Genomic DNA, 23,353 nt, shown 5'->3' on the forward strand with positions numbered 1-23,353 from the left:
TCAATGCGCGAGTGAACATGTACAAGCGAAGTACCTTTACCCTGGGGGGCGCCGCACTCTGCGGCGCCCTGTTCGTCAGCGGCTGCGCCAATCAGATGTCCCAGCGCAGCGAGCATGAAGAACGCGTCGAGCGCAAGTTGCTCGAGCACAGTCTGCAGATCGACGTTGGCGAGCCCAAGGTAATGGAGCTTCCGCAACGGCGCGTGCGCGTTCACGAGCAGCAGCGCTTCGAAGTCACCGAGTTCGAAGTGACCCGCCGCTACGACCGCTACACCCCTTACCAGCCCTGGCGGGAGATCTACGAGATCCCGCTGGGCGCGGTCGCGGCGGTGGCCGGAGTAGGTGCCAATGTGGTCAATGTGTTCGCCTTGGGCAACCTGCCGCAAAGCGTCACTCATGACTGGCTGAGCTATGGCGTTGCCGGGCTCAATCCATTCATGAACGTGCAATCCAACGGCCGTGCCCAGCAGAACCTGGCGGGCATCAGCGAGGTGGAGAAAGCCAAGCGCGAAGAATCCACCAACCTGCCCTGGAGCGAGCGCCTGGTCGAGGTCAAGGCTGGCAAGCTCAACCATGAGCTGACCACCGACCGTAACGGTGTGCTGCGGCTGAACCTGCTGGATGCGCCGTTTTCCGAGCAGAATCTCGGCCGCGTAGGCACCCTGCACCTGCAGGTGGTCGACGAGGACAACGGCATTCGCGGCGACGCCAGCCTGCTGGTCAGCGGCACGCTGCGCAACAAACTGGTCGAAGCACGGCACCTGATCTTCGATGACCTTGAAGACGACGATGTCAGCCAGTGGGTTCACCGGGTCAAGCGGCTGTCCGAGCTTGGCCTGGAAGAAGAAGCCAGTGAGCTTGAGCAGAGCCTGATTGAACTGACCCGCAATGATCCTGAACTGCAGCAGGAATTCTTGCAGGCACTGACCAAACAGACCGGGCGACTGGTAGCAGATCCAGGCGGACAATAATCGCCTTCGTCACAGGGCCGCCTGGCGGCCTTGCTGACGCACCCTCAAGATTGCGCAAACAACTCCAGCTGCTCATGCGCCCCGCGCAGATCGCGCAAGCGCACCCCTACTCCAAGCAACCGCACCGGCTTGCCACCTCGGGCAAACGCCTGGCTCAGCAACTGTCGGTAACTCTCCAGATCGCGCCCGGCACCCGCCTGCTCCATGGTCGTCTGCGTGAAGTCATGAAACTTGACCTTGACGAATGGCTTGTCGGCTTTATAGCTGCTGTCCATCCGCGCGACCCGCTCATTAAGGCTATCGAGCAACTCAGGCAATTTGGCCAGGCAGCTGTTCAGATCAGGCAGATCGGTATCGTAGGTGTTTTCGACACTGACCGACTGACGCCGGCTGTCATTCTGCACAGCGCGCTCATCCACACCACGGGCCAACCCCCACAAACGCTCACCAAAACTGCCGAACTCGCGCACCAGCGCCAGCTTTGACCATTCGCGCATGTCCATGCAGGTCTCGATACCCAGCCGGGTCAGTTTGTCGGCGGTGACCTTGCCCACACCATGCAGGCGAGCCACTGGCAGCGCGGCAACAAACGCCTCCACCTCGCCGGGGGTAATCACGAACAGTCCGTTGGGCTTGCGCCAGTCGCTGGCAATCTTGGCCAGGAACTTGTTTGGCGCAACTCCTGCTGAAACCGTGATGTGCAAGGACTTGGCGACGCGCTGGCGGATATCCTCAGCAATCCGCGTGGCGCTGCCGCCGTACCACGAGCTGTCGCTGACATCCAGATAGGCTTCATCCAGCGACAGCGGCTCGATCAGCTCGGTGTAGTCACGAAAGATCGCCTGGATCTCGCGTGAGGCTTCGCGGTAGGCCTCGAAACGCGGCTTGACGATCAACAGGTCAGGGCAGAGTTTAAGCGCGTGGCGCGAGGACATTGCCGAGCGTACCCCATAGGCGCGCGCTTCATAGTTGCAGGTGGCAATCACCCCGCGCCGCTCCGCCGAGCCACCCACCGCCATCGGCCGGCCAGCCAGGCTCGGGTCGTCACGCATTTCGATCGCAGCGTAGAAGCAGTCGCAGTCGACATGGATGATCTTGCGCAAAGACATGGATGACCGTCAGCACTGTAAATTCATACAGATATTACCGTAACCGCCACGCGCTGGCACCGTGCGCACTCTGCTATTCGACAATTGGCCTGGAATGCCCGCCGTTGCTGAGCCCGGCGCTTAATTGAGACGCTAACAGATTGAACAGAAAAGGATTTCCCTGAGAAATAGCTTGACTGCGCAGCGCCAGGGCGTAGAATCCACTCCACAGACGCGGGATGGAGCAGTCTGGTAGCTCGTCGGGCTCATAACCCGAAGGTCGTCGGTTCAAATCCGGCTCCCGCAACCAAATATAGAAGAGGCCACTGTGCAAACAGTGGCCTTTTTCTTTGCTTCAAATAAAGCTGTCCTAGAATAATTTGTTCTAAATCAAAGGGTAAGCTTGACATCAGCGCGAATCAGGGTATAGTGCACCCCACAGACGCGGGATGGAGCAGTCTGGTAGCTCGTCGGGCTCATAACCCGAAGGTCGTCGGTTCAAATCCGGCTCCCGCAACCAAACAGAGAAAATGGCCACTGTGAAAACAGCGGCCATTTTTTTCGTCTGCACGTTGTGCTTTTAAGTTATTTACGCTGCATCAGCGTGGAAGACTTGACCTAGTGCCAGTAATGCGTAGAATGCGCCCCACTGACGCGGGATGGAGCAGTCTGGTAGCTCGTCGGGCTCATAACCCGAAGGTCGTCGGTTCAAATCCGGCTCCCGCAACCAAATCGTCAGAACAAACCCCGCACTGTTTTAAACAGTGCGGGGTTTGTTGTTTCTGGGGTTCTGAAAATCCCCGATCAGCCTGCCCTCGCCTTTTGCCACACCCTGGCCAGCCCTAATGGATGAACTATCTTTAACCCCGTCGGACCGCTGCAAGCGCCTCCGGCAGGAGTAATATCTGGATACGTTTTCCTAAGGGACTTCCACTTGGCCGCACCTTTCTCTCACCTCGCGCTGTCGGCCCGAGGTAACTCATGACCGCCCATACCCCTGATCCCCAGACGCCACTCACAGCGGCGCTGCCGGTGGCTGCCCAACGCCTGCCCTGGCTCGAGCGGCTGAGCCGGTACCGGCAACCGATCGTTCTGGTACTGACCCTGCTGTTGTTCGGCATGGCCTTGATTGCCTGCCGTCACCTGCTCAGTGAGCTGGATATCTATGCGCTGCACGACGCCATTCTCAGCGTGCCGAAGCAGGCCATGCTCGGTGCACTGCTAGCGACCGTGGTCGGCTTCGTGATCCTGCTTGGTTATGAATGGTCTGCCAGCCGCTACGCCGCCGTTAAGCTGCCAGCCGCAACCCTGGTGCTGGGCGGTTTCAGTGCGTTCGCCATTGGCAATGCAATTGGCCTGTCGATACTGTCGGGTGGCTCGGTGCGTTATCGGCTGTATGCCCGCCATGGTCTGGGTGCCGGTGAAGTGGCGCGGATGACGGTATTCGCCAGCCTGTCGCTGGGCTGCGCCCTGCCCCCTTTGGCAGCACTGGCAACGCTGAGCAACTTGCCTGCGGCAGCAATCGCCTTACGCATGCCGGCCGGTGTATTGGCGGCCATCGCCATTGCGGTACTGATGCTGAGTGCACTGCTGGTCGCCGGCCTCTATCGGCGCCGGTTGGCCGAGCAGCCGCTGGCTGACAGCCTGCTGGTCAAGCTCGGTCGGCGCACGCTGCGCCTGCCCGGCGCGCGCCTGACCGGCCTGCAACTGCTGATCACCGCACTTGATGTTGCGGCTGCCGCCACAGTTTTGTATCTGCTGCTGCCTGAGGCGCCGCCGTTTGGCGCGTTTGTGCTGGTGTACCTGCTGGCACTGGCAGCGGGCGTGCTCAGCCATGTGCCGGGTGGCGTTGGTGTGTTTGAAGCGATCCTGCTGGCCGCTTTTGCCGATCAGCTTGGCGCGGCGCCACTGGCAGCAGCGTTGTTGCTGTACCGTTTGATCTACGTGGTGTTGCCGCTGCTGCTGGCCTGCGTTCTGCTGCTGGCCAACGAAGCCCGCCGCTTGCTGTTCGCCCAGCAGGCACTGAAGGCCGCTTCCGGGCTGGCTGCACCAGTGCTGGCGATTCTGGTGTTTCTGTCCGGCGTGGTGCTGCTGTTTTCCGGCGCCACACCGGAGATCGACACGCGCCTCGAACACATGGGCTTTCTGGTACCGCACCGGCTGATCGACGCCTCGCACTTCGGCGCCAGCCTGATCGGCGTGCTTTGCCTGCTGCTGGCCCAGGGCCTGCGCCGACGTCTGTCCGCTGCCTGGTTGCTGACCACGGTGTTGCTGTTGGTGGGCGCGCTGCTGTCGCTGCTGAAAGGCTTCGACTGGGAAGAAGCCTGCGTGCTGACGTTCACCGCAGTCCTGCTGGCGGTGTTCCGACGCTCGTTCTACCGGCCGAGCCGCCTGCTCGAGCTGCCGTTTTCGCCGGTGTATCTGGTCGCCAGTGCTTGCGTTATCGGCGCATCGGTCTGGCTGCTGCTGTTCGCCTATCAGGACGTGCCCTATAGCCATCAGCTGTGGTGGCAGTTCACCCTCGATGCCGACGCCCCACGCGGCCTGCGCGCAGCCATGGGCAGCGCGGTGCTGCTGGTGTTCGTCGCCCTGACCTGGTTGTTGCGCACGGCGCGGCCGGTGATCCATCTGCCGACCGCCGATGACCTGGAACGGGCCCGGCAGATCCTGCTGGCGTCCGATCAACCAGACGGCGGCCTGGCCCTGACCGGCGACAAGGCGCTGCTGTTCCACCCCAACGACAACGCCTTCATCATGTATGCCCGCCGTGGCCGTAGCCTGGTCGCACTGTACGACCCGATTGGCCCTGCTCAGGAGCGCGCCGAGATGATCTGGCAGTTCCGTGACCTGTGCGACGTGCACCATGCCCGCCCGGTGTTCTACCAGGTACGCGCCGAGAACCTGCCTTTCTACATGGACATCGGCCTGACCGCGCTCAAGCTTGGCGAAGAAGCGCGGGTTGATCTGCGCCGCTTCGATCTGGAAGCCAAAGGCAAGGAGATGAAAGACCTGCGCTACACCTGGAACCGCGGTGGCCGCGACGGCCTGAGCCTGGAAGTACACGAACCTGGCCAAGCACCACTGGACGAGCTCAAGGAAATCTCGGACGCCTGGCTCAGCGGCAAGAACGTGCGCGAGAAAGGCTTTTCGCTGGGCCGTTTCAGCCCGGAATACCTACAGCACTTCCGCATCGCCCTGATCCGCTTCCAAGGTCGTCCGGTGGCGTTCGCCAACCTGCTCGAGACACACAGCCTGGAGCTGGCCAGCCTCGACTTGATGCGCGCGCACCCTGAAGCGCCGAAGCTGACCATGGAGTTCATGATGATCGGCTTGATCCTGCACTACAAAAACCATGGCTACGGGCGTTTCAGCCTGGGCATGGTCCCGCTCTCCGGCCTGCAGCCGCGACGTGGCGCACCGCTGACCCAGCGCCTGGGTTCGCTGGTGTTCCAGCGCGGCGAGCAGCTGTACAACTTCCAGGGTCTGCGCCGTTTCAAGGACAAGTTCCAGCCAGACTGGGAACCTCGTTACATGGCCGTGCCAGCCGGGCTGGACCCGCTGGTGGCATTGGCTGACACTGCCGCCCTGATCGCTGGCGGCCTGACTGGATTGGTGAAACGCTGATGATTCGACGCTATTGGCACTACCTATTGATCGCTTTGTTGCTTGCCCTGGCGGGTGCCGCCGTGTGGTTCTGGTTGTGGACCCGGCCGGCGCCGGAGGCTCAGGTCGAGCACCTGACCCTGACCGATGGCAGCAGCCTGGTTCTAGCCACACCTGCAGTCACCGCCAAAACCCGCGTGGCGATTGGCGTGCCTGAAGATCAGGCGCTCAGCGACAAGCAACTGCTCGACCTGAGCCAGGCCGGCGAAGCGCAGCTGGTGCAGGTGACCCTGCCACCTGTCGATTGCGCCAAGCAGCAACAGGCGCTGGATCAGGCCATCAGCCATCTGGGCGGCGCACCGACCGTGGTTGCCGGCATCGGCCCTGGCGCAGCGCAAGCCTGGCGCTGGCTGTCCAGCCAGACCGATGACAAGGCCCGCGCCATCTCGGTCGACTTCAAGCTTGAGCAACCCGGCTGCCCGGCACTACCGAAAAGCGCTGCCCATGGCCACTGGAATGTCGCCTGGAACGACAACCCGGATGACGCCAGCGCCGCCTTCGTCCGTGATCAAAACAACGCCGAAACCAGCATCAGCGACTACGACATCCATCTGCCGCAGGTGCTCAAGGGTCAGCTGACCCAGGTTCTGGTCGGCCACGACGGCAACGCGCTGAGCATCCCGGTGGTGGAAGTGCCTGCCGGGCAAACCACTGATACCGTGACCCTGTTCCTTTCCGGAGATGGTGGCTGGCGCGACCTTGACCGCGATGTAGCAGGCGAAATGGCCAAACTCGGCTATCCGGTGGTCGGCATCGACACGCTGCGCTATTACTGGCAGCACAAGACCCCGGAACAGAGCGCCATCGACTTGTCCGAATTGATGCAGCACTACCGGCAAAAGTGGGGCACCAAGCGCTTTGTCCTGACCGGCTATTCGTTCGGCGCCGACGTACTGCCGGCGATCTACAACCGCCTGCCAGCAGAGGATCAGCAGCGCGTGGATGCGGTGATCCTGCTGGCGTTTGCCCGCAGCGGCAGTTTCGAGATCGAAGTCGAAGGCTGGCTTGGCAAGGAAGGCCAGGAAGCACCGACCGGCCCGGAAATGGCCCGTATGCCTGCGGCCAAGGTTGTATGCATCTATGGTGTCGAAGAGGCCGACGAGAGCGGCTGCACCGAGCACACTGCAGTTGGCGAGCGCCTGAAACTGCCGGGTGGCCACCACTTCGATGAGAACTACCCGGCACTGGCCAAGCGCCTGATCGGCGAGATCGAGACGCGCCAGGGCAAAACCAACGTAGCTGAACAGAACTGAGTAGTAATCGGGGCCGCATTGCGGCCCCGGTTACTTCAAATCTCGACCTGAGTGCCCAGTTCGATCACCCGGTTCAACGGCAGGTTGAAGAAGCGCAGGTTGCCGTTGGCGTTCTTCAGCAAGAATGCGAACAACGCCCCGCGCCAGCGCGCCATGCCTTCTAGACGTGAGGCGATAACCGTCTCGCGACTCAGGAAGTAAGTCGTGCGCATCGGGCTAAAGTCGAGCTCGTCCAGATGGCACAAGCGTAGTGCCTGCGGCACGTCCGGCTCGTCCATGAAGCCAAAGTGCAGGAGCACCCGGAAGAACCCATCGCCATAGGCTTCGACCTCGAAGCGCTCTTGCTCCGGCACCCGCGGCCGGTCTTCGCTGACTACCGTTAACAACACCACCTGACGATGCAGAACCTGGTTATGCAGCATGTTGTGCAACAGCGCATGAGGCACGGCGTCTGGCCGCGCGGTCAAAAACACCGCAGTGCCCTCGACCCGATGCGGCGGCTGCACGCGGATGCTGCTGATGAAGATCGGCAGCGGCAGCGCGGCTTCGTCAATGCGCTCCACGAGGATCTGCTTGCCGCGCTTCCAGGTCGTCATCAACAACAGCAAGGCAATCGCTGCCAATACCGGGAAGGCGCCGCCCTGCACTACCTTGGGCAGGTTGGCGGCAAAGAACAGCCCATCGACCAACAGGAAGCCGATCAGGATCGGCACTGCCAGAAGTGGCGGCCATTTCCACAACAGCAGCATCACCGTCGCCACCAGCAGTGTGGTCATCAGCATGGTACCGGTCACCGCTACGCCGTAGGCCGCAGCCAACGCGCCGGATGATTCAAAGCCGATCACCAGCAGCACAACGCCGATCATCAGCGCCCAGTTCACCGCACCAATGTAGATCTGCCCCTGCTCGTCGCTGGAGGTGTGCTGGATCTGCATGCGCGGGATGTAACCGAGCTGAATCGCCTGGCGCGTCAACGAGAAGGCTCCAGAAATCACGGCTTGGGAAGCGATCACCGTGGCCAGGGTGGACAAGCCGACCAACGGCAACAGCGCCCAGCTCGGAGCCAGCAGGTAGAACGGATTGCGCGCCGCTTCCGGGTCCTGCAGCAGCAATGCGCCCTGCCCGAAGTAGTTCAGCACTAGGGCCGGCAGCACCAGGATGAACCAGGCGCGGGCAATCGGTTTGCGGCCAAAGTGGCCCATGTCGGCATACAGCGCCTCGGCGCCAGTCAACGCCAGCACCACCGCGCCGAGAATGGCCACACCCATGCCCGGATGCACCACGAAGAAGTTGACCGCCCAGGCCGGGTTCAGCGCCTTGATCACCTCCGGGCTCTGCACGATGCCATGCAGGCCGAGCAGCGCCAGCACCGCGAACCAGAGCACCATCACCGGCCCGAACAGGATGCCGATCTTGGCCGTACCGTGCTTTTGCACCAGAAACAGCGCCACCAGCACCACCACGGCAATCGGTACCACCCAGTGGTCAATGCCGTCGAACGCCAGCCCCATGCCCTCGACCGCCGACAACACCGATACCGCCGGGGTAATCAGGCTGTCGCCATAGAACAACGAGGCACCGACCAGGCCGCAGCCGATCATGACGATGCGCAGTTTCGGATAAGGCGCTGAAGCCCGCGTGGCCAACGCGGTGAGGGCCATGATGCCGCCCTCGCCCTGGTTGTCGGCACGCAGAATGAACGTCACATACTTGAATGACACCACCCAGATCAGCGACCAGAAGATCAACGACAGGATGCCGAGCACACCATCATGGTTGACCGGCACCCCGTAGCCGCCGGAAAACACTTCCTTGAGCGTATAAAGCGGGCTGGTGCCGATATCGCCATAGACCACCCCAACAGCTGCCACCAGCAGGCCAATCGGGCGCGCGACCCCTTGCCCCGCTTGGGCGTGACTGCTTGCCTGAACCATCGACCACTCCCGCAGACGGCCACATCGGACCAATAGAATTCGAACCCGCAGCCAGGTCCAACATGGACCTCGCTGCAATGGCGCGAAGCATAGCGCAGCGTTCGTCGTATTTCTGCTGGTCAAGCGACCTTGTGCTCGCTAGAATTGCGCACTTTTTGATCAGAGGCGCCGCTAGCGCCCGTCACGATTGCTGCGCCACCGGCGCTGCAGCCGCATTCAATACCGAGGTTAGCTATGTCCACCACCCCTGCTTCTACCGTGCCCAAGGTAGGATTCGTTTCGCTCGGCTGCCCCAAGGCTCTGGTCGACTCTGAACGCATCCTCACCCAGCTGCGCATGGAAGGCTATGAAGTCGTGCCGACCTACGAGGACGCCGACGTCGTGGTGGTCAACACCTGCGGCTTCATCGACAGCGCCAAGGCCGAGTCGCTGGAAGTGATCGGCGAAGCGATCAAAGCCAATGGCAAGGTCATCGTCACCGGCTGCATGGGCGTCGCCGAGGGCAACATTCGTGACGTGCACCCAAGCGTGCTGTCGGTCACCGGTCCGCAGCAGTACGAGCAGGTGGTCAACGCCGTGCATGAAGTGGTGCCACCGCGCCAGGACCACAATCCGCTGATCGACCTGGTGCCACCGCAAGGCGTCAAGCTGACCCCGCGTCATTACGCTTACCTGAAGATCTCCGAAGGCTGTAACCACAGCTGCAGCTTCTGCATCATCCCGTCGATGCGCGGCAAGCTGGTCAGCCGCCCGGTAGGTGACGTGCTGAGCGAGGCCGAGCGCCTGGTCAAGGCCGGGGTCAAGGAGCTGCTGGTGATCTCCCAGGACACCAGCGCCTACGGCGTCGACGTCAAGTACAAGACCGATTTCTGGAACGGCCGCCCGGTCAAGACCCGCATGCTCGAGCTGTGCGAAGCGCTGAGCAGCCTGGGCGTCTGGGTGCGTCTGCACTACGTGTATCCATACCCGAACGTCGACGACGTGATTCCGCTGATGGCCGCTGGCAAGCTCCTGCCGTACCTGGACATCCCGTTCCAGCACGCCAGCCCTAAAGTGCTCAAGTCGATGAAGCGCCCGGCGTTCGAAGACCGCACCCTGGCGCGGATCAAGAACTGGCGCGAGCAGTGCCCTGAGCTGGTGATCCGCTCAACGTTCATTGTCGGCTTCCCGGGCGAGACCGAAGAAGACTTCCAGTACCTGCTCGACTGGCTGACCGAAGCCCAGCTCGACCGCGTCGGCTGCTTCCAGTACTCGCCGGTCGAAGGCGCGCCGGCCAACGATCTGGGCCTGGATGAAGTGCCGGACGACATCAAACAGGACCGCTGGGACCGTTTCATGGCCCATCAGCAAGCCATCAGCGCCGCCCGTCTGCAACTGCGCATCGGTCGTGAGATCGAAGTGCTGATCGACGAAGTCGAAGAACAAGGCTCGGTTGGCCGCAGCTTCTTCGATGCCCCAGAGATCGACGGTAGCGTGTTCATCGATGGCGACCATGGCTTCAAGCCGGGCGACAAGGTCCGTTGCCGGATCGTGGATGCCGACGAATACGACATGTGGGCCGAGCCGGTCTGACGATTGCTTGGGGCCGTATTGCGGCCCCAACCAGCAAAGCCTGCACTAAGCATCTATGGTTCTGCAATCAGCACTAGAGACTGCCGCGATGCCAGCCCTGTTCACCCTGCAAACCCCTCGCGCCAGCGACTACCCGGAACTGATCCGCGTCTGGGAAGCTTCGGTCCGCGCCACCCACGACTTTCTCCCGGATGCCTACATCCTGCTGCTGCGCGATCACATCCTGGCCAAGTACCTCGATGCGGTCATGCTGATCTGCTGCAAGGACGTGCGTCAGCGCATTCTCGGCTTCGCCGGGGTCGCCAATGGTCAGGTCGCCATGCTCTTCGTCGGCCCCGAGCACCGCGGCAAAGGTGTCGGCAAGCTCCTGCTGCGCCACGCCATCAGCGAACTGAACGCCGACCATCTGGACGTCAACGAGCAAAACCCGCAGGCGCTGGGCTTCTACCTGCACGAGGGCTTTGCAATTATCGGACGCTCGGAGCAGGACGGCCTCGGTCAGCCGTATCCCTTGCTGCACCTTCGTCTGCGCGACCGCAGTGGCGACCACGGTGCTGACAAACACCGTTAAAGCAGCAGATTCCCGGCCCTCAACAACGCGCGGGCAGGTACAATGGCAGGTCTTAATCTGCCTTTAGCGAATCGTCTCCATGTCTGAACCCGTACGCCTGTCCAAACGCCTCATCGAGCAACTCGGCTGCTCCCGCCGCGAGGCCGAGCAGTACATCGAAGGCGGCTGGGTGACGGTGGATGGCGTGGTCGTCGAGCAGCCCCAGTTCAAGGTCGAGGGCCAGCAGGTCGCCCTGCTGCCAGGGGCCCGCGCCGAGGCGCCGGCACTGGTGACCTTGCTGCTCAATCAACCCGCCGGGATGGATCCGGAAAGCGCCCGCGCGAGCATGGTCATGGCTACCCTCAGCGAAGCCCACAGCCAGGATGTGCGCCCGTTGCACAGCCACTTCACCCGGCTGACCTGCATGGCGCCGCTGGAGCGCGGCGTCAGCGGCTTGCAGTTGTTCACCCAGGACTGGAAGGTCAGCGGCAAGATCGAACGCGATCTGCGCAAGCTCGAGCAGGAATTCATCATCGAGGTGCGCGGCGAAGCCACCCCGCAAGCCTTTGAGCGGCTTGCCCGTGGCGTGTCGCGCAATGATCGCGAACTGCCCAAGGCCAAGGCCAGCTGGCAGAACGAAACTCACCTGCGCATGGTAGTGAAGAACCCGCAGCGCGGCGATATCAGCGACCTGTGCGCCAGCCTGAAGCTGGAGATCGTCAGCATGCGCCGCATCCGCGTCGGCGGTGTGTCGATGGGCAAGCTGCCGCTGGGCCAATGGCGCTACGTAGCAGCAACCGAACGTTTCTAAGGAATACCGCCGCGCCAGCTCGGCGCGGCTTTGAACAGGATTTGCAACAATGAACCACAATGACGTCCTGCGCAGCATGCGCTACATGCTCAAGGTCAATGACGCCAAGATCATCGAGATCGTCGGCCTGTCCGGCCTTACCGTGTCCGCCGACGAAGTCGCAAGCTACATGAAGAAAGAAGAAGAGGAAGGCTATGTGCGTTGCCCGGACGCAGTCATGGCGCACTTCCTCGATGGCCTGGTGATCCATCGCCGCGGCTGCGACGAGTCGCGCCCACCGCAGCCGATCGAAGTACCGGTGACCAACAACGCCGTCCTGAAAAAACTACGGGTCGCCTTCGAGCTTAAAGAAGACGACATGCACGCGATTCTGAAGTCGGTCGACTTCCCGGTGACCAAGCCAGAGCTGAGCGCCCTGTTCCGCAAGGCTGGCCATGACAATTACCGCCCGTGCGGCGACCAACTGCTGCGCAATTTCCTCAAGGGCCTGACCCAGCGCGTGCACGGCTGAGTGAGCATGCAGCATAGCGTTGCGCCGGTTGGCATTGTCCGCTCCTGCTTCAAGGAGAAGTTCGCCATCCCCCGCCAGCCTCAGCTGGCACCGGCGGCGCGTGGCGTGCTCGAGCTGTTGCCGCCGTTCGATCAGGGTGATGCGGTGGCAGGCCTGGAGCAGGTCAGCCATGTCTGGCTGCTGTTTCTGTTTCACCAGGCGCTGGAAGACAAGCCACGGCTCAAGGTCCGCCCTCCCCGCTTGGGCGGCAACAAGAGCATGGGCGTGTTCGCCACCCGCGCCACGCATCGGCCCAACGGTATCGGCCAGTCAGTGGTGCGCCTGGAAGGGGTAGAGCCTGGGCGCTTGTTGCTGTCCGGGATCGACCTGCTCGACGGCACGCCAGTGCTGGATATCAAGCCGTACGTGCCCTACGCAGATTGCGTCAGCGATGCGATCAACCTGATGGCCAGCGCGGCGCCTGCACCGATCAGCGTGGCCTGGGCTGACGCGGCCTTGCTGCAAGCCCGTGAGCACGCGCTGCGCCTGGGTGAGCCGCTGGTTGAGCTGATTGAGCAGTGTCTGGCCCAGGACCCGCGTCCGGCCTACCAGGTACCGCCACCGGAGCGCGTCTACGGGGTCAAGTTCTGGGATGTACAGGTACGCTGGCACTACCCGCAACTGGACCGGATCCAGGTGCTGGAAGTCACCCTCGACAGCTGACCGCAGGCGGCCACCGGGCAAATCTCAGGCATAAAAAAACGCAGACCTCGGTCTGCGTTTTTTGTCGCGCTCGCCTTACTTCTCGACGAAAGCGCGCTCGATCAGGTAGTCACCCGGCTCGCGCATCCGCGCCGACACCTTCAGACCGAAGCTGTCGAGCACTTCGCTGGTTTCGTCGAGCATGCTTGGGCTACCGCAGATCATCGCACGGTCGTCCTGCGGGTTGATCGGTGGCAGACCGATGTCGCTGAACAGCTTGCCGCTGCGCATCAGGTCGGTCAGGCGGCCTTCGTTTTCAAACGGCTCGCGGGTAACGGTTGGATAGTAGATCAGCTTCTCACGTACCGCCTCACCGAAGAACTCGTTCTGCGGCAGGTGCTCGGTGATGAACTCGCGGTAGGCGACTTCATTCACGTAGCGCACACCGTGAACCAGGATCACTTTTTCAAAGCGCTCGTAGGTTTCCGGGTCCTGAATGACGCTCATGAACGGCGCCAGGCCAGTGCCGGTGCTGAGCAGGTACAGGTGCTTGCCCGGGTTCAGGTCATCCAGTACCAGGGTGCCGGTAGGCTTTTTGCTGATGATGATCTCATCGCCTTCCTTGAGGTGCTGCAGCTGCGAGGTCAGCGGGCCATCCGGCACCTTGATGCTGAAGAACTCCAGATGCTCTTCCCAGTTCGGCGAAGCAATCGAATAGGCGCGCATGAGCGGACGGCCGGTTTCTTGCTGCAGACCGATCATCACGAACTGACCGTTCTCGAAGCGCAGGCCCGGATCGCGGGTGCACTTGAAGCTGAACAGGGTGTCATTCCAGTGGTGAACACTGAGGACACGTTCGTGGTTCATGTTGCTCATCTAAGGTGGCTCCTGAAGAAAGACGCAGCGCGGACCAAGCGCACAGTTGCGCAATAGTTTAGGGGCAGCGACGATATCTGTTAAGTTGATTATCAAGATATGTCTTATCGGTTATATAGATATGCGTTTTACACTTCGTCAGCTGCAGGTTTTTGTCGCGGTAGCCCAGCACCAGAGCGTGTCCAAAGCCGCCGGCGTACTGGCCTTGTCGCAATCGGCGGCCAGTACTTCGGTGACCGAACTGGAGCGCCAGTCCAGCTGCCAGTTGTTCGACCGCGCCGGCAAACGCCTGAGCCTCAATGCACTGGGTCACCAATTGCTGCCCCAGGCAGTGGCCCTGCTCGACCAGGCCAAGGAAATCGAAGACCTGCTCAACGGCAAGTCCGGTTTCGGCTCGCTGTCGGTGGGGGCAACCCTGACCATCGGCAATTACCTGGCAACCTTGCTGATCGGCAGCTTCATGCAGATGCATCCGGAGAGCCAGGTCAAACTGCATGTACAGAACACTGCGCACATTGTGCAACAGGTTGCCCACTACGAAATTGACCTGGGTCTGATCGAAGGTGACTGCAACCACCCCGACCTTGAGGTGCAGCCGTGGGTCGAGGACGAGCTGGTGGTGTTCTGCGCACCGCAGCATCCACTGGCCAAGGCTGGCCGGGCAGACATTGCCACACTGTCCCAGGAGGCTTGGATCCTGCGCGAGCAGGGCTCGGGCACGCGGCTGACGTTCGATCAGGAAATGCGCCACCACCGCGCCAACCTGAACATCCGCCTTGAGCTTGAACACACCGAAGCGATCAAGCGCGCAGTCGAGTCGGGGCTGGGCATTGGCTGTATCTCGCGGCTGGCCCTGCGCGATGCATTTCGCCGTGGCAGCCTGGTCGCCGTGGAAACACCGGAGCTGGATCTGTCGCGGCAGTTCTACTTCATCTGGCACAAGCAGAAGTACCAGACCTCAGCCATGCGCGAGTTTCTTGAACTGTGCCGCAACTTCACCGCCGGTGTGCGTCGCAGCGACGAGATCGTCCTACCGCCGATTGCCTAGAGCAGGATCACGCCCCAGACCAGCGCCACCATCAACAGCGACACGAACTGGGCAGCGCTACCCATGTCCTTGGCGTTTTTCGACAGCGGGTGGCGGTCCAGCGAGATACGGTCGATGGCGGCTTCGATCGCCGAATTGAACAGCTCGACGATCAGCCCGAGCATGCACACGGCAATCATGATGGCCCGCTCGGCGCGGCTGACCGGCAGCCAGAAGGCAGTTGGCACCAGCACCACATTGAGCAGCACCAGTTGGCGAAAGGCCGCTTCGCCTTTGAATGCTGCGCGCAGCCCATCCAGCGAATAGCCGGCGGCGTTGAAGATACGTTTAAGGCCGGTCTGGCCTTTGAATGGCGACATGGGTGTCACTTCACAAGAAAAAAGCCAGAAGGCTAGCCGGAGCCGGGTCAAAAAAGCGTGAAGCCGCAGGTTTTAATTGCTGGCAACTGATTCAAGCTGTTGCAGCAGCAGCGCGGCCTGGGTCCGGGTACGCACGCCGAGCTTGCGGAAGATCGCCGTGACGTGGGCCTTGATGGTCGCCTCGGAGACGCTCAGCTCGTAGGCAATCTGCTTGTTCAGCAAACCTTCGCAAACCATGGTAAGCACCCTGAACTGCTGCGGCGTGAGGCTTGCCAGGCCTTCACTGGCGGCTTTGGCTTCGGCTGAAACATCGACTTTCTCGAATGCCTGTGGCGGCCACCAGACCTCACCATCGAGAACTTTTTGCACGGCGTCCTGGATCTGCTCGAGGGTGCTCGACTTGGGAATGAAGCCACTGGCGCCAAACTCGCGCGACTTGACCACCACCGCCGCTTCTTCCTGGGCCGAGACCATCACTACCGGAATCTGCGGATACTGCCCGCGCAGCAGAACCAGGCCGGAGAAGCCATAAGCGCCTGGCATGTTCAGGTCGAGCAGGACCAGATCCCAGTCGGACTTGTCGCCGAGGTGGGTTTCCAGCTCGGCGATGCTCGCCACCTCGACCAGCCGCACGTCCGGGCCCAGGCCCAGCGTGACCGCCTGGCGCAAGGCGCTGCGAAACAGCGGGTGGTCATCAGCGATGAGGATTTCGTAAGTGGCCATCGATCAATCGATCCTGTTCTGTGCCGAGGCACGGTGCTCGTCATTATGAAGCAAACCCGGCCGGCTGCCCCTTGGACTATAGAAAGGTATGCAAGCGCTGATGCGGTTCATCCTGCAGGTCCAGCGGCAAATGCCGCTTGGCGCTCAGGTAATGCAAACTGAACACGTCCAGATAGGCATCCAGTGCTTGCGCCGCACGCACGTCACCAGCCAGTTCCAGGCACATCGCCGCCACTTCGGCAGTGCAGAAGTGATCATCGCGCTTGGAGCGGCGCAGCCGGTAGCGCGACATCTGTTCGGCTTCCAGGCTGAGCACCGGGAAGCGGTCCAGATACGGGCTTTTACGGAACATCTTGCGCGCTTCGGTCCAGGTCGCGTCGAGCAGGATGAACAGCGGACGCTTGCCGGGCGGCAGGCTGACCTCATTGACCACCCGCTGCTCGGCGACGAACTCGCCGGGGAAGACGATGTACGGTTGCCACTGCGGCTGTTCCAGCAGCGCCAACAAGGCGGGATCGACCGCCGTGCGCTGCCAGCCAAAGGCCGAGGTGTCTTCGATCAAATCAGCGATCAACCAACCGGTATTGGTCGGTTTCAATGGCTCGGTGTCATGCATCAGCAGGCACACGCCCGCTTCAGCCGTGACAGTAGGCTTCAGCGCACACAGGCAGTGACTGGCAATGACCCGACAGTGGGCGCAGCGCACCGCGCGCGAACCACGGGCTACAAAGGGTTTGACGCTACGGGCCAGGCGCTCGGCGCGCAGCCGCGCCACCGCATGGCTCACGAGGCCACACCGCAGGACAGATTAACGATGATCACTTCAACAACTCGGCACAAATCGAAGGCGCCAGTCTATCAGAGCAGCGCTGTTTTGCCGTGCAGCGCCTGCGCGCCTTATAATCAAGCACTCGGCGCCAACGGAACGCCAGCCGCAGGTGCCGGTCAAAGCGCCAGTCATTGAATCAGGAGAGATCCATGCTGCGTGTTATCGTCCCGACCTTGAGCCTGCTGCTCATGTTGCCCATCGCAGCCCAGGCCGCGTCCAAGCAAGAGTATGAGTTGACTCAGTTGTTGCAGAAGGTCGCCAAGGAAAGCAGCGTCGGCACCCCTCGCGCTATCAACGAAGACATCCTCGACCAGGGTTACACCGTTGAAGGTAAAGCGCTGATCAACCACCTGAGCGTACGCCAGGAGCATGCCGAGCGCATGCAGAGCAACCCGCAGCAGGTGCGCAGCCAACTGGGCGACAGCGTTTGCCGCAACAATGGCTACCGTCAGTTGCTGTCCAAAGGCGCGGTGCTGGTTTACCGCTTCACGGTGTACAAGAGCAACAGCCCGGTCATGGACCAGGCCTTTGATGCTGCCAGCTGCACGGCCGGCAACAAGAAGAAGTGATCGTCTGCCGCTGACGGCCTCACTTGGCGCGCCGCTGCTCGTCTTCGGCGCGCAACTCTGCCAGCAACGCCTGCAGATACCTCGAGTGCCCTTCTGCGCCGCCCAACCGGCGCCGGCACTCGACTTCCAGACTCCAGTGATGCGCGCGCGCAGCGTTTTCCAGCAGCCGGTATAGCTGTTGGTCGACTTCGATAACCAAACGATGCATCTGGCCACCTCCCGCGCCTGGCGCTGTGCTGCTGGTTGCAAGTGACTGCCCCGCACTTCAAGTGAACAGCATCGCACTGGCAGTGGCTCGCGTCCCGACCAGCGGACTGCTCCAGCACAATCACGCCACAACGTCTAAATTGTTATTCAGCCCTTGTGCCTTTTTGCCAAGCCCGGCCCATGCGCCGCCTGGTAGAAACCGGCACTGAAGGTCCTGCTGCACAAGGAGGAGTTGTATGCCCTACCAAGCCAACGAGCTTCTGTTGACCCACTTCAAGAACAGCGGCATCGATCTGAGCAACATCGACCTACAGCTACAACAGGTGGCTCCCAACAGCACCAACCTGCCGCTCTACCGCGACATGATGCTGACCGTGCTGCGCATGGCACAGGACGACAGCAATCGCTGGAACGCCAAGATCACCCTGCAGGCCCTGCGCGAACTCGACCACGCCTTCCGCACCCTCGAGCGCTACCGTGGTCGGCGCAAAGTCACCGTATTCGGCTCCGCGCGCACGCCGCTGGAGCACCCGATGTACGCCCTCGCCCGCGAGCTGGGTGCCTGCCTAGCGCGTAATGAGCTGATGGTGATCACCGGTGCCGGCGGCGGCATCATGGCTGCGGCACACGAGGGTGCCGGCACCGAGAACAGCCTGGGATTCAATATCAGCCTGCCCTTCGAGCAACACGCCAATGCCACCGTCGATGGCACCGACAAACTGCTGCCGTTCCACTTCTTCTTCATCCGCAAGCTGTTCTTCGTCAAGGAAGCGGACGGCTTGGTGCTCTGCCCCGGCGGCTTCGGCACGCTCGATGAGGCACTGGAAGTCCTGACCCTGATCCAGACCGGCAAAAGCCCATTGGTGCCGGTGGTGCTGCTGGACTCTCCCGGAGGGACGTTCTGGCGAGATTGCCTGGCGTTTATCAGCCGGCAACTTGAAGAGAACCACTACATTCTGCCCCGGGACCTGAAGTTGGTGCGGCTGGTGCACAGCGCTGACGAGGCGGTGGAAGAGATCACCCAGTTCTATAACAACTACCACTCCAGCCGCTGGCTGAAGAATCAATTCGTCATTCGCATGCATCACCCGCTCAGCGAGGCCGCGCTGTTCGACGCCCAGGAGGCATTTGCCGATCTACGCCTGAGCGGCACATTCCAGCAGCAAGCCGATGCCAGCGCAGAACACGAAGTGGATAGCTTTGATCATCTGACCCGGCTCACCTTCGCCTTCACCGGGCGTGACCAGGGACGCTTGCGGGAGCTGATCGACTTTATCAACCTTAGCGAAAACTGGGCCAGGCCAGAGCCGATACAAACCACTCAACGAGCCCGCCAAGCGCTGAAAGCCAGTTGATCAGGGAAATTCAGTAATCGTCCAGGTCTCGGCCGTTCAACAGGCGGCCGACCATGTCCATGGCAAAGCCACGGTAGACCAGAAAGCGGGTTTGCTGTGCGCGAGTGCGCGGATCATGAGGGAGCTGCCCGGCAAACTTGCGCTGCCAGACATCCTGCAACCGTGAAGCCCAGTTCACCCCGCTGTCACGCAGGGCCTGCTCGACATCAGCACGGTTGAGGCCACGCTGGGTCAGCTCTTCACGAATACGTGCAGGGCCATAACCGGCGTTGGAACGATAGGCAATGAAACTCTCGAGATAACGGGCTTCACTGAGTAAGCCGTCTTCGGTGAGCCGATCGAGCGCAGGCTCGATCAGGTCATCTGTAGCACCGCGCTGACGCAACTTGCGCGTCAGCTCCACGCGACCATGCTCGCGGCGCGCGAGCAGGTCCATGGCTGTCCGCCGAACCGCAACCGGGGTGTCGAGTACGGCGGGCATGGGTCAAGCTTCTGCGTCGGCGTCGGCACCCGCTGGCTCGGCAGCAGCGGCTGCTTTGCCGGCTGCAGCAACAGCACCCAGGTTGAGCAGCTTGTCGCGGATCTGCTTCTCGAGGTCTGCACCAACGGCCGGGTTGTCTTGCAGGTACTTGGCGGCGTTGGCCTTGCCCTGACCGATCTTGTTGCCCTGGTAAGCGTACCAGGCACCGGATTTCTCGATCATGCCGTGGGCAACGCCCAGGTCGATGATCTCGCCGTTACGGTAGATACCCTTGCCGTACAGAATCTGGAATTCGGCCTGACGGAACGGCGGCGAAACCTTGTTTTTGACGATCTTGACGCGGGTTTCGCTGCCGACCACTTCGTCGCCTTCCTTGACCGCGCCGGTACGGCGAATGTCCAGACGTACCGAAGCGTAGAACTTCAGCGCGTTACCACCGGTGGTGGTTTCCGGGCTGCCGAACATCACGCCGATCTTCATCCGGATCTGGTTGATGAAGATGACCAGGCAGTTGGCGTTCTTGATGTTGCCGGTGATCTTGCGCAGCGCCTGAGACATCAGACGTGCCTGCAGACCCACGTGCATGTCGCCCATTTCGCCTTCGATTTCAGCCTTGGGTACCAGCGCTGCCACGGAGTCGATGATGATCACGTCTACTGCGTTGGAACGCACCAGCATGTCGGTGATTTCCAGCGCTTGCTCGCCGGTGTCCGGCTGCGAGACCAGCAGGTCTTCGACGTTGACACCCAGCTTGCCGGCGTACTCTGGATCCAGCGCGTGCTCGGCATCGACGAAGGCGCAGGTGGCACCGGCTTTTTGCGCTTCAGCGATGACCGACAGGGTCAGCGTGGTTTTACCCGAAGACTCTGGGCCGTAGATTTCGACGATACGGCCTTTCGGCAGACCGCCAATGCCCAGCGCGATGTCCAGGCCCAGCGAGCCGGTGGAAATAGCAGGCATGCCCTGGCGATCCTGATCGCCCATGCGCATGACCGCGCCTTTACCGAATTGACGTTCGATTTGACCCAGGGCCGCAGCCAAGGCGCGCTTCTTGTTGTCGTCCATTGAAATCCTCACGTGATCGACTGGCCCTGACGGCCCGAATAACTGTATAAGTAGCCAGTATTATTCCACAGCAAGGCGCCTGAGCAAACCCCTGTTGGCAATTTACTCGGTGCCAAGCTGTAACAAGCCGTCTAGCGCGGCGATCACCGTTTGTCGGCGCACCGCTTCACGGTCACCGGCAAAGTGCTTGCGCACACTGCTGACGCGGTCGCCATCAGCCCAGGCCAGCCAGACGGTGCCGACCGGTTTCTCTGCTGAACCGCCGCCTGGCCCGGCCACACCGCTGACGGCCACGGCAAAGCGCGCACCACTGGCGGCTTGCGCGCCCCGCACCATGGCTTCGACAACCTCGCGGCTAACCGCGCCCACCTGCTCGAACAACTGCGCTGGCACGCCCAACTGGCGAGTCTTCTGGCTGTTGGAATAGGTCACGTAGCCGGCCTCGAACCACGCCGAACTGCCGGCAACCCGCGTGATGGCCTCGGCGATGCCGCCACCGGTGCAAGATTCGGCGGTGGTGACCTGCGCATTGAGCTGCTGCAGGTGCTCGCCCAGACTGCTTGAAAGAACGGTGATCGGGTCCATGGTCGGCTCCTGACGGGAATGCGCCCTACCCTATCACCCTGAGAGGGTCAGACAAGGGGTCAGCGTGTGAGTTCGCGGACGTAGTCCTGGCAGGCACGCAATGTGATCAGTCCGCGGTCGCCGAAATCGGTGATGGCGATAATTCGTCGAGCATGCGCTGGCTCAAGCCGGGCGCGTACGGCGCCATGATCCACGCTGCCGGGGGCGCCGGCGGCGGGCACAGTGGCGCAAGCGCTGTCGCGCTCGACCAGGACCGACAACCGCAGATCAGCAGTGGCAAGCCGATCACGCAGGCGAGCCTGAATTTGTTGGGCATCGGAAAGCTCCTGAAAATATCGCGATTCGCTGGCCTGTAGACGCTGCTGCAGGTCGTGCTGTCGGGCGCGCTCGGCGAGCAGCTGATCGGCCAGTGCATCAGCCTGCTGACGCATCTGTTGGGCGTGGCGGGTAGCCTGGTCGGCCAACTGCCGACCGTAACGCCACCCCTGGACCTGCCAGGCCAGCAAAGCGGATGCAAGCATGAGCAGCAGGCTGAGCCCCAGCCAGCTGCGGCTCAACAGAGCACCTCGCGTGCTCGCGCCCACAGCGCCAGGCGATCGTCCAGGCCATTCAGGCCGCCATTGATAAGACGGGTGATGCGGTTGAACTCGCCGCGATCCGCCAGCGCGTTGAGCCCGCGTGAATGCCAGAACCAGGCCGCCGACTCGCAGGCCCAGCGCGGTTGTTCGAGCAACTGCGGCTGCGCCAGCAAGCGCTCGTCGCCAAACAGGGCCCGGCTACAGGCCTGATAACTGTTGCGGCCGGTGATCTGAATCAGGCCGCGACCGCAGTACAGCTGGCCATCACCGTCAGCCTGCGGCGTATTACCCAGACGCCGCGCAAGGCTGCCGGTGTCGTAACGGGATAGGTAGCGATCGCCACCCAGCTCCTTCACATAGCGCAGTTGGCCGGATTCATGGCCGATCTGTGCGAGAAACGCCGCGATGCGCCTCGGATGATCGATTTGCCAACGCGGCAAAGCTTCGTTGAGCGCTGCGCGAAAGGTGCCGACCCGCTGGCCGGCGAGGGGAAATATCTGGCTGAGTTGGCCTTCGGTAAGCATGCTGCACCTCCTTGTTTAACAAAAAAAAGCCCAGGACGAGGTCTTGGGCTTGAGCCGCAACGATGAGCCGCGCACACGTTGCTCAGACCTTGATAGCCGTGCCTCGCCGCGGCGCGAAGCCCTTATTGTTGGATTTGCCCTGGCTGCCTCCATTGCAGTGCACCGTGGTCTGCCAACCGCTGTTGGTGAACAGCTGTTCAACCGAATCGATCAGGTACAGCCCGTCCAGCCCGGCGCAGAAGCCGCTGGTTTCGATGCTGCGCTCGGCAAACAGATCGGTTCGTCCGGCCATCTCCAGGCGCAGGCTGGCGGTGCCACGGTTGAAGCTGGCCAGCCGCGCCCTGGCGGCCTGTTCGGCAGCGGCGCGATTGGGGTAGACGTGGCGGTCGGTATGCACCGGCTGGTCGTCCGGCGACACCGCGCTGTTAGCCAGCTCGACCACCTGCAGCGCGCCGCTGGCAGGGTCCTGGTGACGGGTACGTACGGCCTTGTGGGTCTGCTGGTCATCCAGCCGGAACTGCCATTTAGTGACCATGCTGCGGTCAAGCGTGAGCACGCCAAGCGGCTTGCCGCTGGCGCTCTTGCCAGCCTGGCGAGGCAGCACCAGCAACTGGCCGTTGGCAAGTTTGGCGGTGCAATCGTAGAGCCGCGCCAGACGCGTGATGAAGGCCAGATCAGACTCCGCGTACTGGTCGACCCGCGCGACCAGCACGGTCAGCGGGCACACCGCCTGCCAGCCATTACGCGCAGCAATTTCACTGACGATCCGTTGCAGCGGCAACGCTTCCCAACTGTCGCTGCGGGTGGTCTTGCCGCTGCCGCAAAGGTCGCTGGCCTTGCCGCGGATGACGAGGGTGTCAGGCGGGCCGGACAGCTCGACTTCATCGACCGTAAAGCGTCCAAGCCGGGTCAGCGGTTGCCCGGCATAGCCGAGATGAACCTCGATCGAGGCGCCTCGGGAAGGTAATGCAAGTGCGCCGTCGCGGGCGTCGATACGCAGTTCGAAATCATCTGACTGCATGCCCGGCTTGTCGCTGGTGCGCAGCAGTAGCAGGCGCTGGTTGATCAGCGTGGTAATGTCGTTGCCGTCGGCAACGATACGAAACTGTGGTTGCATGGG

General features: G+C 62.0%; 24 protein-coding genes and 3 tRNA genes. 14 read left to right on the forward strand and 13 right to left on the reverse strand.

Annotation, left to right across the window (positions count from 1 at the left end; translation table 11 throughout):
• Positions 1-17: 17 nt before the first annotated feature.
• On the forward strand, positions 18-971 hold the full coding sequence (locus tag M2396_RS13190; RefSeq protein ID WP_259075366.1) for a hypothetical protein: 954 nt from the start codon (positions 18-20) through the stop codon (positions 969-971).
• A gap of 44 nt (positions 972-1,015) precedes the next feature.
• On the opposite strand, the gene dinB is transcribed toward M2396_RS13190, so the two are convergent.
• Positions 1,016-2,074 (reverse strand): DNA polymerase IV, encoded by a 1,059-nt coding sequence (dinB, locus tag M2396_RS13195; RefSeq protein ID WP_259075826.1) that lies wholly within the window; start codon positions 2,072-2,074, stop codon positions 1,016-1,018.
• Between the two features lie 218 nt (positions 2,075-2,292).
• On the opposite strand from dinB, the gene M2396_RS13200 reads away from it, so the two are divergent.
• The 5 genes from M2396_RS13200 (at position 2,293) to M2396_RS13220 (ending at position 6,975) form a co-directional block, all read left to right on the forward strand.
• Positions 2,293-2,369, forward strand: a tRNA-Met gene (locus tag M2396_RS13200).
• Positions 2,370-2,502: 133 nt separating this feature from the next.
• Positions 2,503-2,579 (forward strand) — tRNA-Met (locus M2396_RS13205).
• Positions 2,580-2,712: 133 nt separating this feature from the next.
• Positions 2,713-2,789 (forward strand) — tRNA-Met (locus tag M2396_RS13210).
• Between the two features lie 251 nt (positions 2,790-3,040).
• On the forward strand, positions 3,041-5,683 hold the full coding sequence (gene mprF, locus M2396_RS13215; RefSeq protein WP_259075367.1) for a bifunctional lysylphosphatidylglycerol flippase/synthetase MprF: 2,643 nt from the start codon (positions 3,041-3,043) through the stop codon (positions 5,681-5,683).
• Entirely contained in the window at positions 5,683-6,975 is a 1,293-nt protein-coding gene (locus M2396_RS13220; RefSeq protein ID WP_220633220.1) for a virulence factor family protein, read from the forward strand. Before mprF ends, M2396_RS13220 begins: the two co-directional genes overlap by 1 nt.
• 35 nt (positions 6,976-7,010) lie before the next feature.
• Here the strand turns inward: M2396_RS13220 and M2396_RS13225 are convergent, their stop codons facing one another.
• Positions 7,011-8,909 (reverse strand): potassium transporter Kup, encoded by a 1,899-nt coding sequence (locus M2396_RS13225; RefSeq protein WP_150570872.1) that lies wholly within the window; start codon positions 8,907-8,909, stop codon positions 7,011-7,013.
• Between the two features lie 234 nt (positions 8,910-9,143).
• Between M2396_RS13225 and rimO the strand changes: the two genes are divergently transcribed.
• The 5 genes from rimO to tsaA all read left to right on the forward strand — a co-directional run bounded on the left by rimO (position 9,144) and on the right by tsaA (position 13,055).
• Positions 9,144-10,481, forward strand: coding sequence for a 30S ribosomal protein S12 methylthiotransferase RimO (gene rimO / locus M2396_RS13230; protein ID WP_101317375.1), 1,338 nt, complete (start codon positions 9,144-9,146; stop codon positions 10,479-10,481).
• An 88-nt stretch (positions 10,482-10,569) separates the two neighbouring features.
• Entirely contained in the window at positions 10,570-11,052 is a 483-nt protein-coding gene (locus M2396_RS13235; protein WP_259075370.1) for a GNAT family N-acetyltransferase, read from the forward strand.
• Between the two features lie 79 nt (positions 11,053-11,131).
• Positions 11,132-11,842 carry an rRNA pseudouridine synthase gene (locus M2396_RS13240; protein WP_101317371.1) on the forward strand — a complete coding sequence of 237 codons (711 nt, stop codon included), beginning with the start codon at positions 11,132-11,134 and terminating at the stop codon, positions 11,840-11,842.
• A gap of 49 nt (positions 11,843-11,891) precedes the next feature.
• Positions 11,892-12,353 carry a DUF1456 family protein gene (locus tag M2396_RS13245; RefSeq protein WP_259075372.1) on the forward strand — a complete coding sequence of 154 codons (462 nt, stop codon included), beginning with the start codon at positions 11,892-11,894 and terminating at the stop codon, positions 12,351-12,353.
• A 6-nt stretch (positions 12,354-12,359) separates the two neighbouring features.
• Positions 12,360-13,055 carry a tRNA (N6-threonylcarbamoyladenosine(37)-N6)-methyltransferase TrmO gene (tsaA, locus tag M2396_RS13250; protein ID WP_101317367.1) on the forward strand — a complete coding sequence of 232 codons (696 nt, stop codon included), beginning with the start codon at positions 12,360-12,362 and terminating at the stop codon, positions 13,053-13,055.
• A 75-nt stretch (positions 13,056-13,130) separates the two neighbouring features.
• Here the strand turns inward: tsaA and fpr are convergent, their stop codons facing one another.
• Positions 13,131-13,910, reverse strand: coding sequence for a ferredoxin-NADP reductase (gene fpr / locus M2396_RS13255; RefSeq protein WP_103436354.1), 780 nt, complete (start codon positions 13,908-13,910; stop codon positions 13,131-13,133).
• Between the two features lie 121 nt (positions 13,911-14,031).
• On the opposite strand from fpr, the gene finR reads away from it, so the two are divergent.
• Complete coding sequence (gene finR, locus M2396_RS13260; RefSeq protein ID WP_101317363.1) at positions 14,032-14,958, forward strand: LysR family transcriptional regulator FinR; 927 nt, start codon at positions 14,032-14,034, stop codon at positions 14,956-14,958.
• Here finR and M2396_RS13265 read toward each other — a convergent pair.
• The 3 genes from M2396_RS13265 to M2396_RS13275 form a co-directional block, all read right to left on the reverse strand.
• Positions 14,955-15,317 (reverse strand): diacylglycerol kinase, encoded by a 363-nt coding sequence (locus tag M2396_RS13265; protein WP_101317361.1) that lies wholly within the window; start codon positions 15,315-15,317, stop codon positions 14,955-14,957. The two genes, finR and M2396_RS13265, sit on opposite strands and share 4 nt — an antisense overlap.
• Positions 15,318-15,389: 72 nt before the next feature.
• Complete coding sequence (gene erdR, locus M2396_RS13270) at positions 15,390-16,040, reverse strand: response regulator transcription factor ErdR (protein WP_101317359.1); 651 nt, start codon at positions 16,038-16,040, stop codon at positions 15,390-15,392.
• A 76-nt stretch (positions 16,041-16,116) separates the two neighbouring features.
• A complete protein-coding gene (locus tag M2396_RS13275; protein ID WP_150570870.1) occupies positions 16,117-16,827 on the reverse strand; it encodes a tRNA-uridine aminocarboxypropyltransferase in 711 nt (236 codons plus the stop codon).
• 191 nt (positions 16,828-17,018) lie between these two features.
• Here M2396_RS13275 and M2396_RS13280 point away from each other — a divergent pair, with 191 nt between their 5' ends.
• Positions 17,019-17,438 carry a quorum-sensing-regulated virulence factor family protein gene (locus M2396_RS13280; RefSeq protein ID WP_101317355.1) on the forward strand — a complete coding sequence of 140 codons (420 nt, stop codon included), beginning with the start codon at positions 17,019-17,021 and terminating at the stop codon, positions 17,436-17,438.
• A 19-nt stretch (positions 17,439-17,457) separates the two neighbouring features.
• Here the strand turns inward: M2396_RS13280 and M2396_RS13285 are convergent, their stop codons facing one another.
• Positions 17,458-17,646: a hypothetical protein gene (locus tag M2396_RS13285; protein WP_101317353.1), complete on the reverse strand. Its 189-nt coding sequence runs from the start codon at positions 17,644-17,646 to the stop codon at positions 17,458-17,460.
• Positions 17,647-17,881: 235 nt separating this feature from the next.
• On the opposite strand from M2396_RS13285, the gene M2396_RS13290 reads away from it, so the two are divergent.
• The gene (locus M2396_RS13290; protein WP_259075380.1) at positions 17,882-19,000 is read left to right on the forward strand and encodes an LOG family protein; all 1,119 of its coding nucleotides are present in this window, start codon (positions 17,882-17,884) and stop codon (positions 18,998-19,000) included.
• A gap of 10 nt (positions 19,001-19,010) precedes the next feature.
• Here M2396_RS13290 and recX read toward each other — a convergent pair whose 3' ends face one another.
• The 6 genes from recX to M2396_RS13320 all read right to left on the reverse strand — a co-directional run bounded on the left by recX (position 19,011) and on the right by M2396_RS13320 (position 23,350).
• Entirely contained in the window at positions 19,011-19,481 is a 471-nt protein-coding gene (gene recX / locus M2396_RS13295; RefSeq protein WP_101317349.1) for a recombination regulator RecX, read from the reverse strand.
• Between the two features lie 3 nt (positions 19,482-19,484).
• Positions 19,485-20,546 (reverse strand): recombinase RecA, encoded by a 1,062-nt coding sequence (gene recA, locus M2396_RS13300; RefSeq protein ID WP_101317346.1) that lies wholly within the window; start codon positions 20,544-20,546, stop codon positions 19,485-19,487.
• Positions 20,547-20,648: 102 nt separating this feature from the next.
• A complete protein-coding gene (locus tag M2396_RS13305) occupies positions 20,649-21,131 on the reverse strand; it encodes a CinA family protein (RefSeq protein ID WP_101317344.1) in 483 nt (160 codons plus the stop codon).
• A 59-nt stretch (positions 21,132-21,190) separates the two neighbouring features.
• Complete coding sequence (locus M2396_RS13310) at positions 21,191-21,688, reverse strand: lysis protein (protein WP_259075384.1); 498 nt, start codon at positions 21,686-21,688, stop codon at positions 21,191-21,193.
• The gene (locus M2396_RS13315) at positions 21,685-22,233 is read right to left on the reverse strand and encodes a glycoside hydrolase family 19 protein (protein WP_150572008.1); all 549 of its coding nucleotides are present in this window, start codon (positions 22,231-22,233) and stop codon (positions 21,685-21,687) included. The genes M2396_RS13310 and M2396_RS13315 overlap by 4 nt, the downstream gene beginning before the upstream one ends.
• Positions 22,234-22,315: 82 nt before the next feature.
• Entirely contained in the window at positions 22,316-23,350 is a 1,035-nt protein-coding gene (locus tag M2396_RS13320; RefSeq protein WP_259075386.1) for a phage late control D family protein, read from the reverse strand.
• Positions 23,351-23,353 lie beyond the last annotated feature (3 nt).

It is taken from the genome of Pseudomonas sp. BIGb0278 (assembly GCF_024809895.1).
Taxonomy (GTDB): domain Bacteria; phylum Pseudomonadota; class Gammaproteobacteria; order Pseudomonadales; family Pseudomonadaceae; genus Aquipseudomonas; species Aquipseudomonas shirazensis.